The following is an 18,292-nucleotide window of genomic DNA, read 5'->3' on the forward strand; positions in this document are numbered from 1 at the left end:
AACGGCGCGCTGCGCATGTTCTGTCACGGAACCGACGCACAGAATCTCTACGTTCGCTGCTTGTTCCAACTTGCTGACTCCAACATGAAAAACACGCAGGATTCGAAGCCGACGCCCAACACCGAATCGGCCGACTCCCTTCTTTCAGTGAGCCGCCGTCGCCTGCTGGGCGGCGCATTGACCGCACCGATCGCAGCCGCTGCGAGCACGAGCCTGCTCTCCGGCTGCCAGACGACCCCCACGAACACGCGAGCCTCCGTCGAGCTGGATGCGGCATTGCGCCGGAAGGTCAAGACCGTGGTGGTGATCTACGGCGAGAACCGCAGCTTCAACAACCTGTTCGCCAACTATCCGGGCCTGCAGGCGCCTCTGTCGAAACTGCGCCCGGAGGACTACCAGCAGGTCGATCGCGACGGCAAGACCGTGCTGCCGGTGCTGCCTGTCGTGCCCGGCGGCTGGCTGCCCAAGGCACAGACGCACAACGGCCTCACCTATGCGCCCGAACAGCAGTTCCAGAAGAACCTGCTGAACGCACCGTTCGCCCTCAAGGGGCCGAAGGGCGAAGACCTGCCGCTGACGCTGGTCACCCGCGACCTCTGGCATGTGTTCTATCAAAACCAGATGCAGATCAATGGCGGCAAGAACGACCAGTTCGTGGCGTGGGCCGACTCGGGCGGCTTCACCATGGGCTACTACGCCAACACCGACTACGCCCTGCGCCTGTGGGGACTCGCCCAGGAATTCACGCTGTGCGACAACTTCTTCCAGGGTGCGTTCGGCGGCTCCTTCCTCAACCACCTCTACCTGATCTCCGCGGCCGCGCCGAGCTATCCGGATGCGGACCGGTCGATCGCACGCGAGCTCATCGCCACGACCGTGAGCGGCCGCGCCGACGACGCGCGCCTGAAGCCGCTGCCCGCATCGCCGGCGAGCGCACTCGACGGCATCCCCCGTTTCGGTCCGAGTGCCCTGACACCGACCGAGACCTTGCCGGACGGCACCCGCGTGAGCTACGCCGTCAACACCATGGCGCCGCCCTACATCCCGACGTGGACCAACCTGAAGCTCGATGCCTCGGGCAACGTGGTCGACTTTGCATTGGCACAGAACGCCACGGCGCTGCCACCGCAATCGCACGAACACATCGGCGACAAGCTCGATCGCAAGGGCGTGGACTGGGCCTGGTATGCGGGCGCGTTCCAGCAGACGCTCGACCAGCATGGCGCCAACATCGCGAACGGCACGCCGGTGGTGCCCAACTTCCAATACCACCATCAGCCCTTCAACTACTTCAAGAACCTGGCGCCGGGCACCGCGGCGCGCAGCAAACGCTTGCGTGACGCAGGGCTGGGCGACGACGAGTCCTCCAACAAGTTTCTCGCCGATGCGCGCGCGGGACAGCTGCCGGCGGTGACTTTCTACAAACCGCAGGGCAACCTCAACATGCATGCCGGCTATGCCGACGTCGCCTCGGGCGACCAGCACATCGCCCATGCCATCCAGCTGCTGCGCAACAGCCCGCAGTGGGAAAACATGGTCGTGGTCGTGACGGTCGACGAGAACGGCGGATGGTGGGACCACGTGGCGCCGCCGGCAGGCGACCGCTTCGGCCCTGGTTCGCGCGTCCCGGCCCTGGTGATTTCGCCGCTGTCGCGCAAGGGCGTCGTCGACCACACGCCTTACGACACCGCGTCGGTGCTGCGCCTGATCACCCGCGTCTTCGACCTGGAGAAACTCCCCGGACTGCAGATGCGCGACGAAGCCATGGCGGCGCGCGGCCAGGCTTTGCTGGGCGACCTGACCAACGCGCTGAACCTGGGCTGACGCACGCGGCAGCCCGGCGCGTCCGCCACTGCCGACGCTCAGGTGTAGCGCTTCTCCAGCGCATCCCATTCGGGCTTGCCGACCAGGCGCTGCCGCTCCGCGAACGACACGACCAGCGCGGGGTCTTCGTCCACGCGCCGGGTGTCGCGCAGCACCGTCAGCGCCTTCTGCATGCCGGCGACTGCGCCCTGCAGCGCCGCATTGGCATACAGCACGATGCCGTAGCCGAGCTCGCTCAATTCCTGCGCACCGAAGATCGGCGTTTTGCCGCCGATCACCATGTTCATCAACTGCGGCTTCTGAAGCCGCTGCGGCAGCGCGCGGATTTGCTCCGCCGTGGTGACGGCCTCCACGAACAGGATGTCGGCGCCGGCCTCCGCGAAGCGTTGCGCGCGTTCGAGCGCGGCTTCGAAACCCTGCGTGGCGCAGGCATCGGTGCGCGCCATGATGAGGAAGTCCGGGTCGTGCCGGGCATCGACGGCTGCCTTGATCTTGCTGACGGCCTCCTCCGTCGAGATGACCTCCTTGCCCGAGAAGTGGCCGCAGCGCTTGGGCGCGACCTGGTCTTCGAGCTGGATGCAGTCCGCGCCGGCACGTTCGAGCACGCGCACCGTGTGGCGCACGTTGAGCGCGTTGCCGAAACCGGTGTCGGCATCGACGATCAGCGGCAGGCTCACGGCGTCGCGGATGCGTGCCGTGTGGTCGGCGATCTCGTGCAGGCCCATGAAGCCCTGGTCCGGCATGCCGAACCACATGTTGGTGACACCGGCGCCGGTGACGTAGATGGCCTCGAAGCCGAGGTCTTCGATGACCTTGGCGGACAGGGCGTTGAACGCGCCCGGCACGAGAACGCCGCGGCGGGCTTCTGCCAGGGATTTGAGAGTCTTGCGGGTCGACATGCTTGAAGCTTTCCAATCAGAAACTGTCGCCGGGCACTCGGACCCAGCCTTCCATCAACACACGGGCGCTGCGGCTCATCAGGGCCTTCGTCACCGTCCACTGGCCGTCGGCCTGCCGGGCCTCGGCGCCCACGCGCAAGGTGCCCGAGGGATGCCCGAAGCGCACCGCCGAGCGTTCCTCGCCGCCAGCCGCCAGGTTCACGAGCGTCCCGGGGATGGCCGCCGCCGTGCCGATCGCCACGGCGGCCGTCCCCATCATCGCGTGGTGCAGCTTGCCCATCGAGAGCGCCCGCACCAGCAGGTCCACGTCGCCCGCCGCCACCGCCTTGCCGCTGGAGGCAACGTAGGCGGCAGGCGGTGCGACGAAGGCGACCTTCGGCGTGTGCTGGCGCCGCGCAGCGTCATCCACATGCCGGATCAGGCCCATGCGCACGGCGCCGTGGGCGCGGATGGTCTCGAACATGGCGAGCGCATCGGCGTCGCCGTTGATCGCGTCCTGCAGCTCGGCGCCGGTGTAGCCGATCGACCCGGCATTGACGAAGATGGTGGGAATGCCGGCGTTGATCAGCGTCGCCTTCAGCGTGCCGATGCCGGGCACCGCCAGGTCGTCCACCAGGTTGCCGGTCGGGAACATCGCGCCGCCCTCCCCGTCCTCGCCTTCGTCGGCCGGATCGATGAACTCGAGCTGCACCTCGGCCGCCGGGAAGGTCACGCCGTCGAGCTCGAAGCCGCCCGTCTCCTGCACCGCACCATCGGCCATGGGCACGTGCGCCACGATGGTCCTGCCGATGTTGGCCTGCCAGATGCGCACGATGGCCACGCCGTCGCGCGGAATGCGCTGCGCGTCGACCAGCCCGTTGCTGATCGCGAAGGGCCCGACCGCGGCCGACAGGTTGCCGCAATTGCCGCTCCAGTCGACGAAGGGCTGGTCGATGGCGACCTGCCCGAACAGGTAGTCGACATCGTGGCCGGGCCGGCTGCTGGCGGACAGGATGACGGTCTTGCTGGTGCTCGACGTCGCCGCGCCCATGCCGTCGATCTGCTTGCCATACGGGTCGGGGCTGCCGATCACGCGCAGCAGCAGCGCATCGCGCGCGGGGCCGGGCTCGCGGGCAACGGCGGGCAGGTCCTGCAGGCGGAAGAACACGCCCTTGCTGGTGCCGCCGCGCATGTAGGTGGCGGGAATCCTGATCTGGGAGATATGTGACATGCGATACGTTGTTCAGGCCGGCTGGCCGGCTGCGAGAAAGTCCTGTGCAAAGCGCTGCAGCACGCCGCCGGCTTCGTAGATCGAAACCTCCTCGGCCGTGTCCAGCCTGCAGGTCATGGGTACGTCGACGCGCTCGCCGTTCCTGCGGTGAACCACCAGCGTGAGCGTGGTGCGCGGCTGGCGCTCGCCCACGACATCGTAGACCTCGGAGCCGTCCAGGCCCAGCGTCAGCCGGCTCACGCCGGGCTTGAACTCCAGCGGCAGCACGCCCATGCCGATGAGGTTGGTGCGGTGGATGCGCTCGAAGCCTTCGGCGGCGATCGCCTCGACGCCCGCCAGCCGCACGCCCTTGGCAGCCCAGTCGCGCGAGCTGCCCTGGCCGTAGTCGGCGCCGGCGACGATGATCAACGGTTGCCTGCGCCGCATGTAGTGCTCGATGCCCTCCCACATGCGCACGACCTCGCCCTCGGGTTCGATGCGGGTCAGCGACCCCTTCTTCACGCGGCCGTCGACCACGGCCATCTCATTGACCAGTTGCGGGTTGGCGAAGGTCGCGCGCTGGGCGGTCAGGTGGTCGCCGCGGTGCGTCGCGTATGAATTGAAGTCTTCTTCCGGCAAGCCCATGCTGTGCAGGTACTCGCCGGCAGCGCTGTCCATCAGGATCGCGTTGGACGGCGACAGGTGGTCGGTCGTGATGTTGTCCGGCAGCACGGCCAGCGGACGCAGGCCGCGCAAGGTGCGCTCGCCGGCCAGCGCCCCTTCCCAGTACGGCGGGCGTCGGATGTAGGTGCTTTGCGGGCGCCAGTCGTACAGCGGGCTGACGGCCTCGCCATTGACGGCGCCGATCCTGAACATCGGGTCGTACACCCGGCGGAAGTGCTCGGGCTTGACGCTCGCCGCAACGATCGCATCGATCTCCGTGTCGCTCGGCCAGATGTCCTTCAGCGTCACGGCGCGGCCGTCGGCATCGGTGCCCAGCACGTCCTTCTCGATGTCGAAGCGCACGGTGCCGGCGATGGCGTAGGCCACCACCAGCGGCGGCGAGGCCAGGAAGGCCTGCTTGGCATAAGGATGGATGCGGCCGTCGAAATTGCGGTTGCCCGACAGCACGGCCGTGGCGTACAGGTCGCGCGCGATCACTTCCTGCTGGATGGCGGGGTCCAGCGCGCCGGACATGCCGTTGCAGGTGGTGCACGCAAAGGCCACGACGCCGAACCCGAGCCGCTCCAGTTCATGCAGCAGCCCCGCTTCTTCCAGGTAGAGCTGCACCGCCTTCGAGCCTGGCGCCAGGGACGACTTGACCCACGGCTTGCGCGTCAGGCCGCGCGCATTCGCGTTGCGGGCCAGCAGCCCGGCGGCGATCACGTTGCGCGGATTGCTGGTGTTGGTGCAACTGGTGATGGCCGCGATGATCACCGCACCGTCGGGCATCTGGCCGGGCGTCTCTTGCCACGATGCAGCGATGCCGCGCGCCGCCAGGTCGGACGTCGGCAACCGCCTGTGCGGGTTCGACGGGCCGGCCATGTTGCGCACGACCGAACACAGGTCGAAGCGCAGCACGCGCTCGTATTCGGCGGTCTCCAGCGCATCGGACCACAGCCCGGTCTGCTTTGCATACAGCTCGACCAGGCGGACCTGTTCGTCCTCGCGGCCGGTCAGGCGCAGGTAGTCGATGGTCATCCGGTCGATCGAGAACATGGCTGCGGTGGCGCCGAACTCCGGCGTCATGTTCGAGATGGTCGCGCGGTCGCCCAGCGTCAGCGCACGCGCGCCCTCGCCGTGGAACTCCAGGTAGGCGCCGACCACCTTTTCCACGCGCAGGAACTCGGTCAGGGCCAGCACGATGTCGGTCGCGGTGATGTTCGGCTGCGGGCGGCCCGTCAGTTCGACGCCGACGATGTCCGGCAGGCGCATCCAGGAGGCGCGGCCCAGCATCACGCTCTCGGCCTCGAGGCCGCCGACGCCGATCGCGATGACGCCCAGCGCATCGACATGCGGCGTGTGGCTGTCGGTGCCGACCAGCGTGTCCGGGTAGGCGACACCGTCCTTCGCATGCACCACGGGGCTCATTCTTTCAAGGTTGATCTGATGCATGATCCCGTTCCCCGGCGGGATCACCTCGACGTTCTTGAACGCCTTCTTCGTCCATTCGATGAAGTGGAAGCGGTCTTCGTTGCGGCGATCCTCCACCGCGCGGTTCTTGGCGAATGCGTCCGGATCGAAGCCGGCGAACTCCACGGCCAGCGAGTGGTCCACGATCAACTGGGTCTGCACCACCGGGTTGACCTTGGCCGGGTCGCCGCCCATGTCGGCGATGGCATCGCGCAGGCCGGCCAGGTCGACCAGCGCGGTCTGGCCCAGGATGTCGTGGCACACGACGCGCGCCGGGAACCACGGGAAGTCCAGGTCGCGTCGGCGTTCGATCAGTTGCCGCAGCGAGTCGACCAGGGTCGCCGGGTCGCAGCGGCGCACCAGGTTCTCGGCATGCACGCGCGAGGTGTAGGGCAAGCGGTCGTAGGCACCGGGTGCGATGTCGTCGACGGCCGCGCGGGCGTCGAAATAATCCAGCGATGTGCCGGGCAGGTTCTTGCGGTATCGGATATTCATGGGGCGGGCGGCACGCTGCGGTGCCGCCGGTTTCGCGGTGGGTTGGAGGCGGCTTGGAAGCGATTCAGAGGCGGTCCTGGATCGGCACGAACGCCAGGTCTTCGGGGCCCGTGTAGTTCGCACTCGGCCGGATGATCTTGTTGTCGATGCGCTGCTCGATGATGTGCGCGGCCCAGCCCGAGGTCCGCGCGATGACGAACAACGGCGTGAACATGGCGGTCGGCACGCCCATCATGTGATAGCTCACGGCGCTGAACCAGTCCAGGTTGGGGAACATCTTCTTCACCTCCCACATCACCGATTCCAGCCGCTCGGCGATGTCGTACATCTTGGTCGATCCGGTCTCTCCCGAGAGCACCCTGGCCACGCCCTTGATGACCACGTTGCGCGGGTCGCTCACGGTGTAGACCGGGTGGCCGAAGCCGATCACGACCTCCTTGGCCTCGACGCGGCGGCGGATGTCGGCTTCGGCATCGTCGGGGCTGTCGTAGCGCTTCTGGATCTCGAAGGCCACCTCGTTGGCACCGCCGTGCTTGGGGCCGCGCAAGGCGCCGATGGCGCCGGAGACGGCCGAATACATGTCGCTGCCCGTGCCGGCGATCACGCGGGCCGCAAAGGTCGAGGCATTGAACTCGTGCTCGGCGTACAGGTTCAGCGAGGTGTGCATCGCGCGCTCCCACGCACCGCTGGGTTTGCTGCCGTGCAGCAGGTGCAGGAAGTGCGCGCCGATGGAGTCGTCATCGGTTTCCAGTTCGATGCGCTTGCCGTTGGTGGACCAGTGGTACCAGTACAGCAGCATCGAGCCGAGCGACGCCATCAGCCGGTCGGCGATGTCGCGTGCGCCGGGCGTGTTGTGGTCGTCCTTCTCGGGCAGCGTGCAACCCAGGGCGGACACGCCAGTGCGCATGACGTCCATCGGATGCGCACCGGCAGGAATCTGTTCCAGCGCCAGCTTCACGCTGACCGGCACGTTGCGCATGGCCTTGAGCCTGGTCTTGTAGGCGCGCAGTTCGGCTGCGTTGGGCAGCTTGCCGTGCACCAGCAGGTGCGCGATCTCCTCGAACTCGCAGACCTCGGCGATGTCGAGGATGTCGTAGCCGCGGTAGTGCAGGTCGTTGCCGGTGCGCCCGACGGTGCACAGCGCCGTGTTGCCGGCCGTGACGCCGGACAGCGCGACGGATTTCTTGGGCTTGAAGCCTGCGGGGGGCGTGCCGCTCGAAACGGTCGTTTGTGGTGTTGTCATGCTTCGCAATCTACGCACAATCGCTCTATCGATGAAGGACTGAAAGGGCGAAATCTTGCGAACCCAAACCCTCGAATTTGCGAATTCTGCAAATCACCCGGACTGCGCAGTGGCGTCGGCACGCCCATGAAGAAGACCTTCATGGGCGTTCGCCTGCGCAAGCTGCGCGGCGAGCGCGGCCTGTCGCAGATCGCGATGGCGCAGACGCTGGGCCTGTCGCCGAGTTACCTGAACCAGCTGGAGCAGAACCAGCGCCCGCTCACGGTCGCCGTGCTGCTCAAGGTCAGCAAGGCGCTCGGCGTGGATGTCCAGCAGTTCTCGGAGGACGAAGAAGCGCGCCTCGTTGCAGGCATGCAGGAGGCGCTGGCGGACAACCCGGGCGGCGAGGCCATCGCCCTGCCCGAACTGCGCGAGATCGCCTCGCAGATGCCCGCCGTCGGCCGTGCGCTGCTGGCGCTGCACCGCCGCAACCTGGACGCCGGCCAGCGGCTGGAAGCGCTGGCGCTCCAGCTGGGCGACGGCCGCGCCGAGCTCGCGCCTTCGCGGCCGATGGCCTTCGAGCGGGTGCGCGATTTCTTCTTCTCGCACCAGAACCACTTCGACGACGTGGACCGTACCGCCGAGTCGCTCGCGGCCCGGGCGAGCGCCGACGGCGGTCCGCTGACCGACTGGCTGGCACGGCAACTGGCCGCGCAGCATGGCATCCACGTCGTCCGATCGCACGAGGAGGTCGATACCCGCCAGCGCAGCTACGACCCCGGCAGCAAGGTCCTGCGCCTGTCGGCGTCGCTGGACGCGGGGCAGGTCGCGTTCCAGCTGGCCACGCAGCTGGCCTTCCTGTCGTATTCGCCGCTGCTGGACGCGCTGGTCGACACCTCCGACCTCCGCCAGGAGCCGCAGGCACGCACGCTGGCGCGCATCGGGCTGGCCAACTACTTCGCGGGCGCGCTGCTGCTGCCTTACGCGCCCTTCCTGAAAGCCGCCGAGACCTTGCGCTACGACATCGACCGGCTGTCGCGCCGCTTCGGCGTGGGCTTCGAGACCATCTGCCATCGGCTGAGCACGCTGCAACGGCCGGGCGCACCGGGCGTGCCTTTCTTCTTCGTCCGGGTGGACCGCGCCGGCAACATCTCGAAGCGGCAGTCGGCCACGCACTTCCATTTCTCGAAGACGGGCGGAACCTGTCCGCTGTGGAACGTCTACGAGGCGTTCTCGCAGCCGGGAAAGATCCTGACGCAGCTCGCATGCATGCCCGATGGCCGCAGCTACCTGTGGATTGCGCGCACGGTCTCGGCGGGCCAGGGCGGCTACGGCGCACCGGGCAAGGACTTCTCGGTCGCGCTGGGCTGCGACGTCCGCCATGCGCCGCGGCTGGTCTATTCGCGCGGGATGGACCTCGACGACCCCGGGATCGCCACGCCGATCGGCATGGGCTGCAAGGTGTGCGAGCGCGCGGGCTGCCCGCAGCGCGCCTTCCCGTTCGTGGGGCGTCCGCTGGACGTCAGCGAGAACGAGAGCCGCTTCGCGCCCTACCCTGCGGGCGGCCCGGCCCCGGCGGCGACAATGCAGGGCCGGCCGTGAACATGCAAACATCCACTTCGTCCCGACTGATCCGCTTCAACAAACCCTACGGCGTGCTGAGCCAGTTCCAGCCCGAAGGCCGCTGGCGGGGGCTGAAGGAATTCATCGACGTGCCGCACGTCTATGCCGCGGGCCGGCTCGACGCCGACAGCGAAGGGCTGTTGCTGCTCACCAATGACGGCGCGCTGCAGGCCCGCATTGCCGACCCGCGTTTCAAGATGGCGAAGACCTATTGGGCGCAGGTCGAAGGCGTGCCCGACGAAGCGGCCCTGGCGGCCTTGCGGCAAGGCGTGATGCTCAACGACGGCGTCACCCTGCCCGCCAAGGCCCTGCTGCTGCCGCAGCCGCCGTCCGTGTGGGACCGGGAGCCGCCGATCCGGGTCCGCCAGACCATTCCGACCGCCTGGCTGGAGCTGACGATCCATGAAGGCCGCAACCGGCAGGTGCGGCGCATGACGGCAGCCGTGGGGCATCCCACCCTGCGGCTCATCCGCGCCGCCATCGGGCCGTACACGCTGTCCGGCCTGCCGACCGGCACCTGGCTGGACGCCGGGCCTTAAGCCGATGCCGATGCCGACGCCGATGCCATTGCCGACGCCGATCAGGGCAGCAGTTCGAACTTCAACTCGGACAGCGGCGTCACCTTCTCGTCGCGCGTGAGCTTGTACTCGGTGTTCGGGCCGAGCCACTTGGCCCAGAGCTTGTCGATCTCGCCGGCCTTGTCCAGCGCCAGCAGTGCGGCGTTGACCTTGGCCAGCAGCACCGGCTCGTCCTTCTTCATGCCGATGCCGATCGGCTGCAGGACCATCGGGTCGGCGATCATCTTGAGCGCGGTGCCTTCGGTCTTCGACTGATTGACCAGCTTGGTAATGGTCATGGTGTTGGCGACCATGCCGACCGACTTGTTCTGCTGCACCGCCATGTAGGCCGAGCCCGTGTCCTGGAAGGTCACCGGGTCGGAGCCGTTCATCTTGATCGACAGCTCCGACGTCGAGCCCTTGGTCGAGCTCAACCGCTTGCCCTTGAAGTCGGCCTTGGTGGTGCCCGGGTCGGACGCCTTCACGGCCAGCATCTCCTTGGCCACGTAGTACGGATCGCTGAACTGGATCTGCTCGCCGCGGCTCTTGGTGTAGGCCAGGTTGGCCACGGTCACGTCGACACGGCCGAGCTTCACCTCGGGCACGCGCGCCTCGACCGACAGCGGCGTGACCTTTGCCGCGACGCCGAGCTGCCTGGCCAGCGCATTGCACAGGTCGACGTCGAAGCCGACCATCTCGCGCGTCTTGGGATCGGGTGCGGCGAAGGGCGGCACGTCGGCGAAGGTGCCGCACTTGAGTTCCTTGCGCTGGCTGATGTCCTGCCACTGGTCGGCATGGGCGCCCATGGAAAGCGCCAGCAGGCCGGCGACAGCCGTCAGGCGAAGCGGTGAAATCGAGATCGACATGGTGAACTCCTGAAGAAAAAGTGAAGGCGGTGAAGACGAAGACGACGGTGGATTCAGTGCGCGCGCAGGTCCGACAGGAAGCGCTGCGCGCGCGGATGCTGCGGACTGTTGAAAAAGGTGTCGGGCTCGGCCATCTCGAGGATCTGGCCGGCGTCCATGAACCAGACGCGATCGGCCACCTCGCGCGCGAAGCCCATCTCGTGGGTCACGCACATCATGGTCATGCCGTCGTCGGCCAGGCCGCGCATCACCTGCAGCACCTCGCCAACCATCTCGGGGTCGAGTGCGCTGGTGGGTTCGTCGAACAGCATGGCCGGCGGCTCCATCGCGAGCGCACGGGCGATCGCCACGCGCTGCTGCTGGCCGCCGGAGAGCTGCGCCGGGAAGGCATTCGCCTTGTGCGGCAGGCCGACCCGCTCGAGCAGCGCCATCGCGCGGGCCTTGGCCTCGCTGCGCTTCACGCCCAGCACGCGCACCGGCGACAGCACGATGTTGTCGAGCACCGACAGGTGCGGGAACAGGTTGAAGCTCTGGAACACGAAGCCGATGCGGCTGCGCAGCCGGTTGAGTTCCACACTGCTCATCGGCGCATGGATGTCGTGGCCGTCGAACAGCAGCTGGCCCGACCTGACCTCCTCCAGCCGGTTCACCGTGCGGATCAGCGTCGACTTGCCCGAGCCCGACGGGCCGCAGAGCACCACAACCTCGCCCTTCTTCACTTCGGCGTTGACGTTGGTCAGCGCCTGGTAGTCGCCGTACCACTTGTTGATGTTGTTGAACAGGATCATGGGATGGACTCCATCAGTGGTCGACAGGGACGAGCCGGGCGGACGGCTCCGGCGTCGCCGGCGCGAGCCCGCCGATCTGGCCGGCCCGGCGTGCCGCGATGCGGCGCTCGAACCAGCGCGTCAGTTCGGTCAGGCTGAAGCAGACGACGTAATAGACGAGCGCCAGGATGAAGAAGACCTGGAACGGCTTCGTCAGCAGCTGGTTGTTGATCTGGTTGGCGGCGAAGGTCAGCTCCGGCACGTTGATCACGTAGCCCAGCGTGGTCTCCTGGATGGTGGAGACGAACTGGCTCAGCATGCTCGGCAGCATGTTGTAGAGCGCCTGCGGCAGCACCACGGTCCACATCGCGCCGAGATGGCTGTGGCCGAGCGCCCGTGCGGCCTCCATCTGCCCCTTGGGCAGCGACAGGATGCCCGCGCGCACCACCTCCGACAGGTAGGCCGCCTCGTACAGCACCAGCGTGCACAGCATCGTCAGCAGGCCCGACACGTTGTGGCCGATGAGCAGCGGCAGCAGGAAGTACACCCACAGGATGATCATCAGCAGCGGCACGCCGCGCGTCACGTAGACCAGGGCCGTGGTGGGCCAGCGCAGCGCCCGCCAGGGCGACAGCCGGGCCAGCGCCAGCAGCACGCTGAGCGGGAAGGCCAGCACGATGCCGAGCACCGACAGCAGCAGCGTGCACACGATGCCGCCGAGCGGGCCGTTGGGATACTGGCCGACCAGCAGCAGCAGCCAGTTGTCGCGCAGGATGGTGAGGATGTCGAACATGGCTTACCTCGCGACGGCGATGCTGTAGCGCCGCGCCAGCACGGCGCCCAGCGCCATGAGCAGCAGCGAGAAACCCAGGTAGAGCAGCGTGGCCACCAGGTAGGCCTCGAAGGTGCGGAAGCTCTGGCTCTCGATCTCGCGCACGGTGTAGGTCAGCTCGGCCACGCCGATGGCCATCGCCAGGCTGCTGTTCTTGAAGAGCGACACCGTGTGGTTGACCAGCGCCGGCACCGCATTGCGCACCGCCTGCGGCAGGATCACATGGCGCATCGAGCCGACGTAGCCATGGCCCAGTGCGCGCGCCGCTTCGGTCTGGCCCGCCGGAATCGAGCGCATGCCCGAGCGCAGGTCCTCGCTGAAGAAGGCCGCCTGGCACAGGCCGAGCGAGATCACCGCGAACACCGACTCGCCGTGGTGTTCCGACAGCCAGCCCTGGAAGTCGGCCGGCAGCAGGTTGCCGATGCCGAAGTACCAGAGCATCAGTTGCACCAGCGTCGGCACGTTGCGGTGGTAGGACACATAGGCGGCGACGAAGCGCTCCGCCAGGCGGTTGGTGGTCAGGCGGATCGTCAGCAGCAGCAGCGCCAGCACCATCGCGAGCAGCCAGGAACCCGCGGCGATCCGCAACGTCGTCGCGATGCCCTTCAGCAGCATCTCGGTGAACTCGGGCTTCAGCAGGATCGCCAGGAGGTCGAAGTCCTTCATGCGGTGCTTTCGTCGCTTTCGGTGGGCGCGTCGCTGCGGCGCGTCAGGCCAGCGCCGATTCCGGGCGCAGGGTCGTCAGGCCGCCGGGCACCTGCAGCGTCGGCATGAGTTCGATGAGCCCGACGTTGACCGCGATCGGTGCGGCGATGGCGAAGGCGATCGCGTCGGCCACGTCGACCGCCTGCGGCAGTTCGAAGCCTTCGACGAAGCGCTTGTGCGTCTCTTCGGAGTCGCCATGCACGTGGGCGAAGATGTCGGTCGCGATGCGGCCCGGGCAGATCTCGGTGACGCGCACGCGCTTGCCGCTGGCATCGATGCGCAGCTGCCGCGACAGCATGTGGACCGCCGCCTTGGTGGCGTGGTAGGTCGTGTTGCCGCCGAAGTGGTAATGCCCGGCGATCGAGCTGATGTTGACCACATGCCCGCGGTCTCGCGCCACCATGCCCGGCAGCACCAGGCGGCACAGCTGCAGAACGGCGCGCAGGTTGACGTCGATCAGCAGGTCGATGCCGTCCGCGTCGGCCTTGAGCAGCGAACCGGGGCGGTCCACGCCCGCGTTGTTGACCAGCACGTCGAAGGCGACTTCCTGCGTGAGCCGGGTCACGCCGGCGAGATCGGTCACGTCCATCGCATGCGGGATGCAGCCGGTGCGTTCGGCCAGCGCGGCCAGCGCGTCGGCGCTGCGGGCCAGCGCATGCACCTGCACGCCTTCCTTGCAGAGGCGCTCGACCGTGGCGGCGCCGATGCCGGAGGAGGCACCGGTCACCAGCGCGGTCTTGTAGTCGGAGAAAGGCATGTTCGGGTCCTTGGAATTCAGTGCGCCTGGCGCGATGTGGAATGGATTCTGTCGAGCGCCCCTTCGGAGCGCCAAGACGGATTGGCTGTGTGGCGATAAGTCGACCTTATGCCTCGATCCGTGCGCACCAGAGGCGTGCCGATGCACTGCATGCGGTCGCTCATGGGCCGACCAGCTGCCGCGAGATCGGCACCACGCGGCCGCCCGCGGCGGCGATGTCGTCGCGCACCGCGCGCGCCAGGTCGAGCGCGCCCGGCGTGTCGCCATGCAGCAGGATCGAGTTGACGCGCATCGGCAGCCGCTTGCCCTGGTAGCTGGTGACCGTGCCGTCGGTCAGCAACTGGCGCACGCGCGCCAGGACCTGCGCCTTGTCGTGGATCACCGCATCGGGCAGCTTGCGTGGCACCAGCAGGCCGTCGTCGCCGCAGGCGCGGTCGGCCAGGAAAGTGATGGCCGTGCGCAGCCCGTTGCGGGCCGCCGCGCCTTCGATCGCCGCGCTGACCGAGGTGCTGACGATCAGCGACGGATCGAAGCGCGCCACGGCCGCGACCAGCGGCTCGGCCAGCGCCGGGTCGGCCGCGGTCATGTTGCCGAGCGCGCCATGAAAGCTCATGTGCGTCATGCGGTGGCCGGCGGCGCGCGCCATGCCGGCCAGCGCGGCGAGCTGATAGGTCACGTAGCTCGCGAGTTCGCCGATGTCGATCTGCATCGGCCGGCGGCCGAAGCCCATCAGGTCGGGAAAGCCGACGTGCGCACCGACGTCGACGCCGCGCTGCAGTGCCAGCCGCACGGTGCGGTCCATGATCACGGGGTCGCCGGCATGGAATCCGCAGGCGACGTTGGCGGACGAGATCACCTCGAGCAGGGCTTCGTCCTCACCCATGCGCCAGGGGCCGAAGCCCTCGCCGAGGTCGGCATTCAGGTCGATGTCCATGGTCGTTTCTTCTTCCGGATGTCAAGGCGCCGCATGCGGGCGGATGACGAGCAAGGGCGTGCCGTAGCCCACGGTCGCGCCGGTGACCACGGCCGGCGCGTCGGCCGTTCCGGCGCATGGCGCCCGCACGGGCAGCAGCAGTGCGCCGATCTTCAGCAGGCCGACGAGCTGGTCCTGTACGACCGGCCCGCCCGCCCGCACGAAGGGTGCCGCCCGCAGCGGATGCGCGTCCAGGAACACACCGACCGATGAAGCCCTGACGACGATGCCACCGGCAGCTTCAGCGGCTTCGGATGGCGCGGCATGCGCGCCCGCGCCGACACGCGGCCCCGCTTCGACGGGCGTCTCTGCAACGCCGCCGCCGCGCTTCAGGCGCAGGTGCCCCATCGGCGCGTCGAGCGTCAACAGGTCGATGTCGGTATCGGCCAGCCAGTCGGCCAGCTGCGTGATGTCGATGGATTGCATGGGCTCAGTTCCTCGGCAGGGCCAGGTGGTTCAGCGACAGCAACCGTTCGCATTCGGCCAGCCAGGCCTGTGCCTCGGCATGGGCGGCAGCGGCCTCTTCGTAGGTGGTCTCGATGAAGCGGATGCGGCTGCCGATCGGTGCCTGGCCGAGGCGCCAGAGGTCGGCCTCGATCACGGTGCCGAACTTCGGGTAGCCGCCGGAGGGCTGGGCGTCGCGCATCTGCACGATCGGCTGGCCGCCGGGCGGCACCTGGATCACGCCGGGCACGATGCCGTGCGATCGCATCTCCATCGGCGCGATCGGCACGAGCGCTTCGCCGGCCAGGCGATAGCCGTAGCGATCGCTCTGCGCGGTGATCTTCCATTCGCCGGCCCAGAAGGCCGCGCGCGACGATTCGCGGTAGCGCAGGTATTCGGCGGCCGGCAGCACGCGCACCGCGGCGCAGCCGTCGACGCTCAGTGGAAGCGCCAATGCGGGCGGTACCAGTCCGACATCGCGGTGCAGGCCGATGCCCGGCGCCGCGGCGTCGAGCCGATCGCCGCGCCGCAACGCCCGGCCCTCGAGGCCGCCGAAGGCACCGCGCAATTGCGTGCTGCGCGAACCCAGCACCTCGGCGACGGCGACACCGCCGGCCAGCGCCAGGTAGGCCCTGCTGCCGCTGCGCGCAGCCGGCAGGCCCAGGCTCAGCACATCGCCCTGCCGGGCCTGCGCAGCCCACCAGGGCGCGAGGGGCCGGTCGCCCAGGCGCGCGTCGCAGTCCGCACCGGTCAGCGCAAAGGCGCAGTCCTGCGTGAAGCGGACCTGAAACGGGAACACGGGTATCTCGATCGCGGCCGCGTTGGCGTCGTTGCCGAGCAGCAGGTTGCCGGCGGCGAGCGCGAGCCGGTCCATCGCGCCGGAGGTGCCGACGCCATGGCGCAGGCTGCCGAGGCGGCCCTGGTCCTGCACGGTGGCCAATGCGGCGCTGGAGAGGATTTCGATCATCGGACGATGCCCTGGACACGGAAGCGGATCTGGTCGCCCGCCTGCAGCACCGCGGGCGGATCGCGCCGCGGGTCGAAGAATTCCATCGCAGTGCGGCCGATGGTGTGCCAGCCGCTCGGCCCGGCCGAGGCCGACACGCCGGTCTGCACGCCGCCGATCGACACCGAGCCGCCCGGCACGCTGAGCACCGGCACCTGGCGCCGCGGCGTCGCGATGCGCGGGTCCATGCCGCCCAGGTAGCAGTAGCCGGGGTGGCTGCCCAGCGCGTACACCGGATAGAGCGGCGCGCTGTGCAGCTCGACCACCTGCTCGACGCTCAGGCCGGTGTGCGCGACCACGTCCGCCATGTGCGGTCCGCCTTCGCCGCCATAGACCACGGGCAGTTCGACCACGCGGCCTTCGAGCGGCAGCGGTTCGGACGCATCCCAGGCGTCGAGCAACTGCGACTGCAGCGCCAGCCATTCGGCCCGGCGCGGCGGCGGGTCGGTCAGCGTGACCATCAGGTTGTTCATGCCCGGCACCGATTCGCGCACGCACGGCCACTGCGCCACGCTGCGCGACAGCGCCCAGATGCGCTGCTGGGCCGCCAGCGAAAGATCGCCCGGCGCCTCGAACAGCAACGCGGTGGTGCCCAGGGGCGTGACCAATGCCCGGTCGGTCGATGGGATCGGATTCATGCGGCCTCCCGCTGCAGCGCGCGCTGCCGGAGCCAGCGCTCCAGGTGATGGATGTCGACGCCGCCTTCGGTGAAGCCCTCGTCCTCGAGGATCGCCCGGTGCAGCGGCACGTTGGTCGCGATGCCGCCGACCTGCATTTCGGCCAGCGCGAGCCGCATGCGCGCCAGCGCGTCCGCACGCGTCGCGCCATGCACGATGAGCTTGGCGATCATCGAGTCGTAATACGGCGGCACCACGTAGCCGACGCTCACGTGCGAGTCGACGCGCACGCCGAAGCCGCCGGGCACCTGCCATTGCGTGACGCGGCCGGGCGACGGCGCGAAGCTCTCGGGGTTCTCCGCGTTGATGCGGCATTCGAGCGCATGGCCATGGCAGCCGACATCGGCCTGCGCCAGCGTCAGCCGCTCGCCGCGCGCCACGCGGATCTGCTGCTGCACGATGTCGATGCCGCTGGTCATCTCGGTCACCGGATGTTCGACCTGCAGCCGCGTGTTCATCTCGATGAAGAAGAACTCGCCGTTCTCGTAGAGGAACTCGAAGGTGCCGACGCCGCAGTAGCCGATCTGGCGGCAGGCCTCGGCACAGCGCTCGCCGACGCGCGCGATCAGCGCCGGGTCGATGCCGGGCGCGGGCGCCTCTTCCATCACCTTCTGGTGGCGGCGCTGCAGCGAGCAGTCGCGGCTGCCGAGCCACAGCGCATTGCCATGCGCATCGCACAGCATCTGGATCTCGACGTGGCGCGGATGGCCGAGGAACTTCTCGATGTAGACCTCCGCATTGCCGAAGGCGCGCCGCGCCTCCTCGCGCGTCAGCGCCATCGCGTCGAGCAATTCGTCCTCGCGCTGCACCACGCGCATGCCGCGCCCACCGCCGCCGCCCGCGGCCTTGACGATGACCGGGTAGCCGATGTCGCGCGCGATCGCCCGGATCGCGGCGCCGTCTTCCGGCAGCGACGCGTCCGGGCCGGGCACGCAGGGCACGCCCGCGAGCCGCATCGCGCGCTTGGCCGAGACCTTGTCGCCCATCACGCGGATGCAGGCGGCGCTCGGACCGATGAAGTGCAACCCGGCCGCCTCGATGCGTGCCGCGAAGCCGGCGTTCTCGGACAGGAAGCCGTAGCCCGGATGGATGGCCTGCGCGCCGGAGACTTCGGCCGCGAACAGGATCGCCGCCTGGTCGAGGTAACTGCGCGCCGGCGATGCCGGCCCGATGCACAGCGCCTCGTCGGCCTGCCGCACGTGGATGGCGTCGCGGTCGGCTTCCGAATACACCGCCACCGTCCGCAGGCCCAGGCCTCGGCAGGCGCGCTGGATGCGCAATGCGATTTCGCCGCGATTGGCGATGAGCACCTTGTCGAACATG

At 68.5% G+C, this 18,292-nt stretch carries 17 protein-coding genes; 3 read left to right on the forward strand and 14 right to left on the reverse strand.

What is annotated here, in order from left to right; translation table 11 throughout:
- Positions 1–84 precede the first annotated feature (84 nt).
- On the forward strand, positions 85–1,824 hold the full coding sequence (acpA, locus tag AC07PZ_RS11385) for an acid phosphatase (RefSeq protein WP_495295194.1): 1,740 nt from the start codon (positions 85–87) through the stop codon (positions 1,822–1,824).
- 38 nt (positions 1,825–1,862) lie between these two features.
- Here acpA and AC07PZ_RS11390 read toward each other — a convergent pair whose 3' ends face one another.
- The 4 genes from AC07PZ_RS11390 to prpC form a co-directional block, all read right to left on the reverse strand.
- The gene (locus tag AC07PZ_RS11390) at positions 1,863–2,723 is read right to left on the reverse strand and encodes an isocitrate lyase/PEP mutase family protein (protein WP_495295195.1); all 861 of its coding nucleotides are present in this window, start codon (positions 2,721–2,723) and stop codon (positions 1,863–1,865) included.
- A 16-nt stretch (positions 2,724–2,739) separates the two neighbouring features.
- Entirely contained in the window at positions 2,740–3,933 is a 1,194-nt protein-coding gene (prpF, locus tag AC07PZ_RS11395) for a 2-methylaconitate cis-trans isomerase PrpF (RefSeq protein ID WP_495295196.1), read from the reverse strand.
- 12 nt (positions 3,934–3,945) lie between these two features.
- The gene (acnD, locus tag AC07PZ_RS11400; RefSeq protein WP_495295197.1) at positions 3,946–6,540 is read right to left on the reverse strand and encodes a Fe/S-dependent 2-methylisocitrate dehydratase AcnD; all 2,595 of its coding nucleotides are present in this window, start codon (positions 6,538–6,540) and stop codon (positions 3,946–3,948) included.
- A gap of 64 nt (positions 6,541–6,604) precedes the next feature.
- Positions 6,605–7,783, reverse strand: a complete 1,179-nt coding sequence (prpC, locus tag AC07PZ_RS11405) for a bifunctional 2-methylcitrate synthase/citrate synthase (protein WP_495295198.1) — start codon at positions 7,781–7,783, stop codon at positions 6,605–6,607.
- Between the two features lie 126 nt (positions 7,784–7,909).
- Here prpC and AC07PZ_RS11410 point away from each other — a divergent pair, with 126 nt between their 5' ends.
- Positions 7,910–9,364 (forward strand): short-chain fatty acyl-CoA regulator family protein, encoded by a 1,455-nt coding sequence (locus AC07PZ_RS11410; protein WP_495295199.1) that lies wholly within the window; start codon positions 7,910–7,912, stop codon positions 9,362–9,364.
- A gap of 2 nt (positions 9,365–9,366) precedes the next feature.
- Complete coding sequence (locus AC07PZ_RS11415) at positions 9,367–9,924, forward strand: pseudouridine synthase (RefSeq protein ID WP_495295200.1); 558 nt, start codon at positions 9,367–9,369, stop codon at positions 9,922–9,924.
- Between the two features lie 41 nt (positions 9,925–9,965).
- Here AC07PZ_RS11415 and AC07PZ_RS11420 read toward each other — a convergent pair whose 3' ends face one another.
- From AC07PZ_RS11420 to accC, 10 genes are all read right to left on the reverse strand, one after another.
- Positions 9,966–10,808 carry an ABC transporter substrate-binding protein gene (locus AC07PZ_RS11420; protein ID WP_495295201.1) on the reverse strand — a complete coding sequence of 281 codons (843 nt, stop codon included), beginning with the start codon at positions 10,806–10,808 and terminating at the stop codon, positions 9,966–9,968.
- A gap of 53 nt (positions 10,809–10,861) precedes the next feature.
- On the reverse strand, positions 10,862–11,596 hold the full coding sequence (locus AC07PZ_RS11425; protein WP_495295202.1) for an amino acid ABC transporter ATP-binding protein: 735 nt from the start codon (positions 11,594–11,596) through the stop codon (positions 10,862–10,864).
- 13 nt (positions 11,597–11,609) lie between these two features.
- Positions 11,610–12,368: an amino acid ABC transporter permease gene (locus AC07PZ_RS11430; RefSeq protein WP_495295203.1), complete on the reverse strand. Its 759-nt coding sequence runs from the start codon at positions 12,366–12,368 to the stop codon at positions 11,610–11,612.
- A gap of 3 nt (positions 12,369–12,371) precedes the next feature.
- Positions 12,372–13,073, reverse strand: coding sequence for an amino acid ABC transporter permease (locus AC07PZ_RS11435; RefSeq protein ID WP_495295204.1), 702 nt, complete (start codon positions 13,071–13,073; stop codon positions 12,372–12,374).
- 43 nt (positions 13,074–13,116) lie between these two features.
- A complete protein-coding gene (locus AC07PZ_RS11440) occupies positions 13,117–13,869 on the reverse strand; it encodes an SDR family oxidoreductase (RefSeq protein ID WP_495295205.1) in 753 nt (250 codons plus the stop codon).
- Positions 13,870–14,029: 160 nt separating this feature from the next.
- On the reverse strand, positions 14,030–14,803 hold the full coding sequence (locus tag AC07PZ_RS11445; protein WP_495295206.1) for a LamB/YcsF family protein: 774 nt from the start codon (positions 14,801–14,803) through the stop codon (positions 14,030–14,032).
- Between the two features lie 21 nt (positions 14,804–14,824).
- Positions 14,825–15,268, reverse strand: coding sequence for an acetyl-CoA carboxylase biotin carboxyl carrier protein (locus AC07PZ_RS11450; RefSeq protein ID WP_495295207.1), 444 nt, complete (start codon positions 15,266–15,268; stop codon positions 14,825–14,827).
- 4 nt (positions 15,269–15,272) lie between these two features.
- Complete coding sequence (locus AC07PZ_RS11455; RefSeq protein ID WP_495295208.1) at positions 15,273–16,253, reverse strand: 5-oxoprolinase subunit C family protein; 981 nt, start codon at positions 16,251–16,253, stop codon at positions 15,273–15,275.
- Positions 16,250–16,930: a 5-oxoprolinase subunit PxpB gene (pxpB, locus tag AC07PZ_RS11460; protein ID WP_495295209.1), complete on the reverse strand. Its 681-nt coding sequence runs from the start codon at positions 16,928–16,930 to the stop codon at positions 16,250–16,252. Before pxpB ends, AC07PZ_RS11455 begins: the two co-directional genes overlap by 4 nt.
- A complete protein-coding gene (gene accC / locus AC07PZ_RS11465) occupies positions 16,927–18,291 on the reverse strand; it encodes an acetyl-CoA carboxylase biotin carboxylase subunit (RefSeq protein WP_495295210.1) in 1,365 nt (454 codons plus the stop codon). Before accC ends, pxpB begins: the two co-directional genes overlap by 4 nt.
- Position 18,292 lies beyond the last annotated feature (1 nt).

This window comes from Variovorax sp. GW821-FHT10B04, assembly GCF_059415645.1.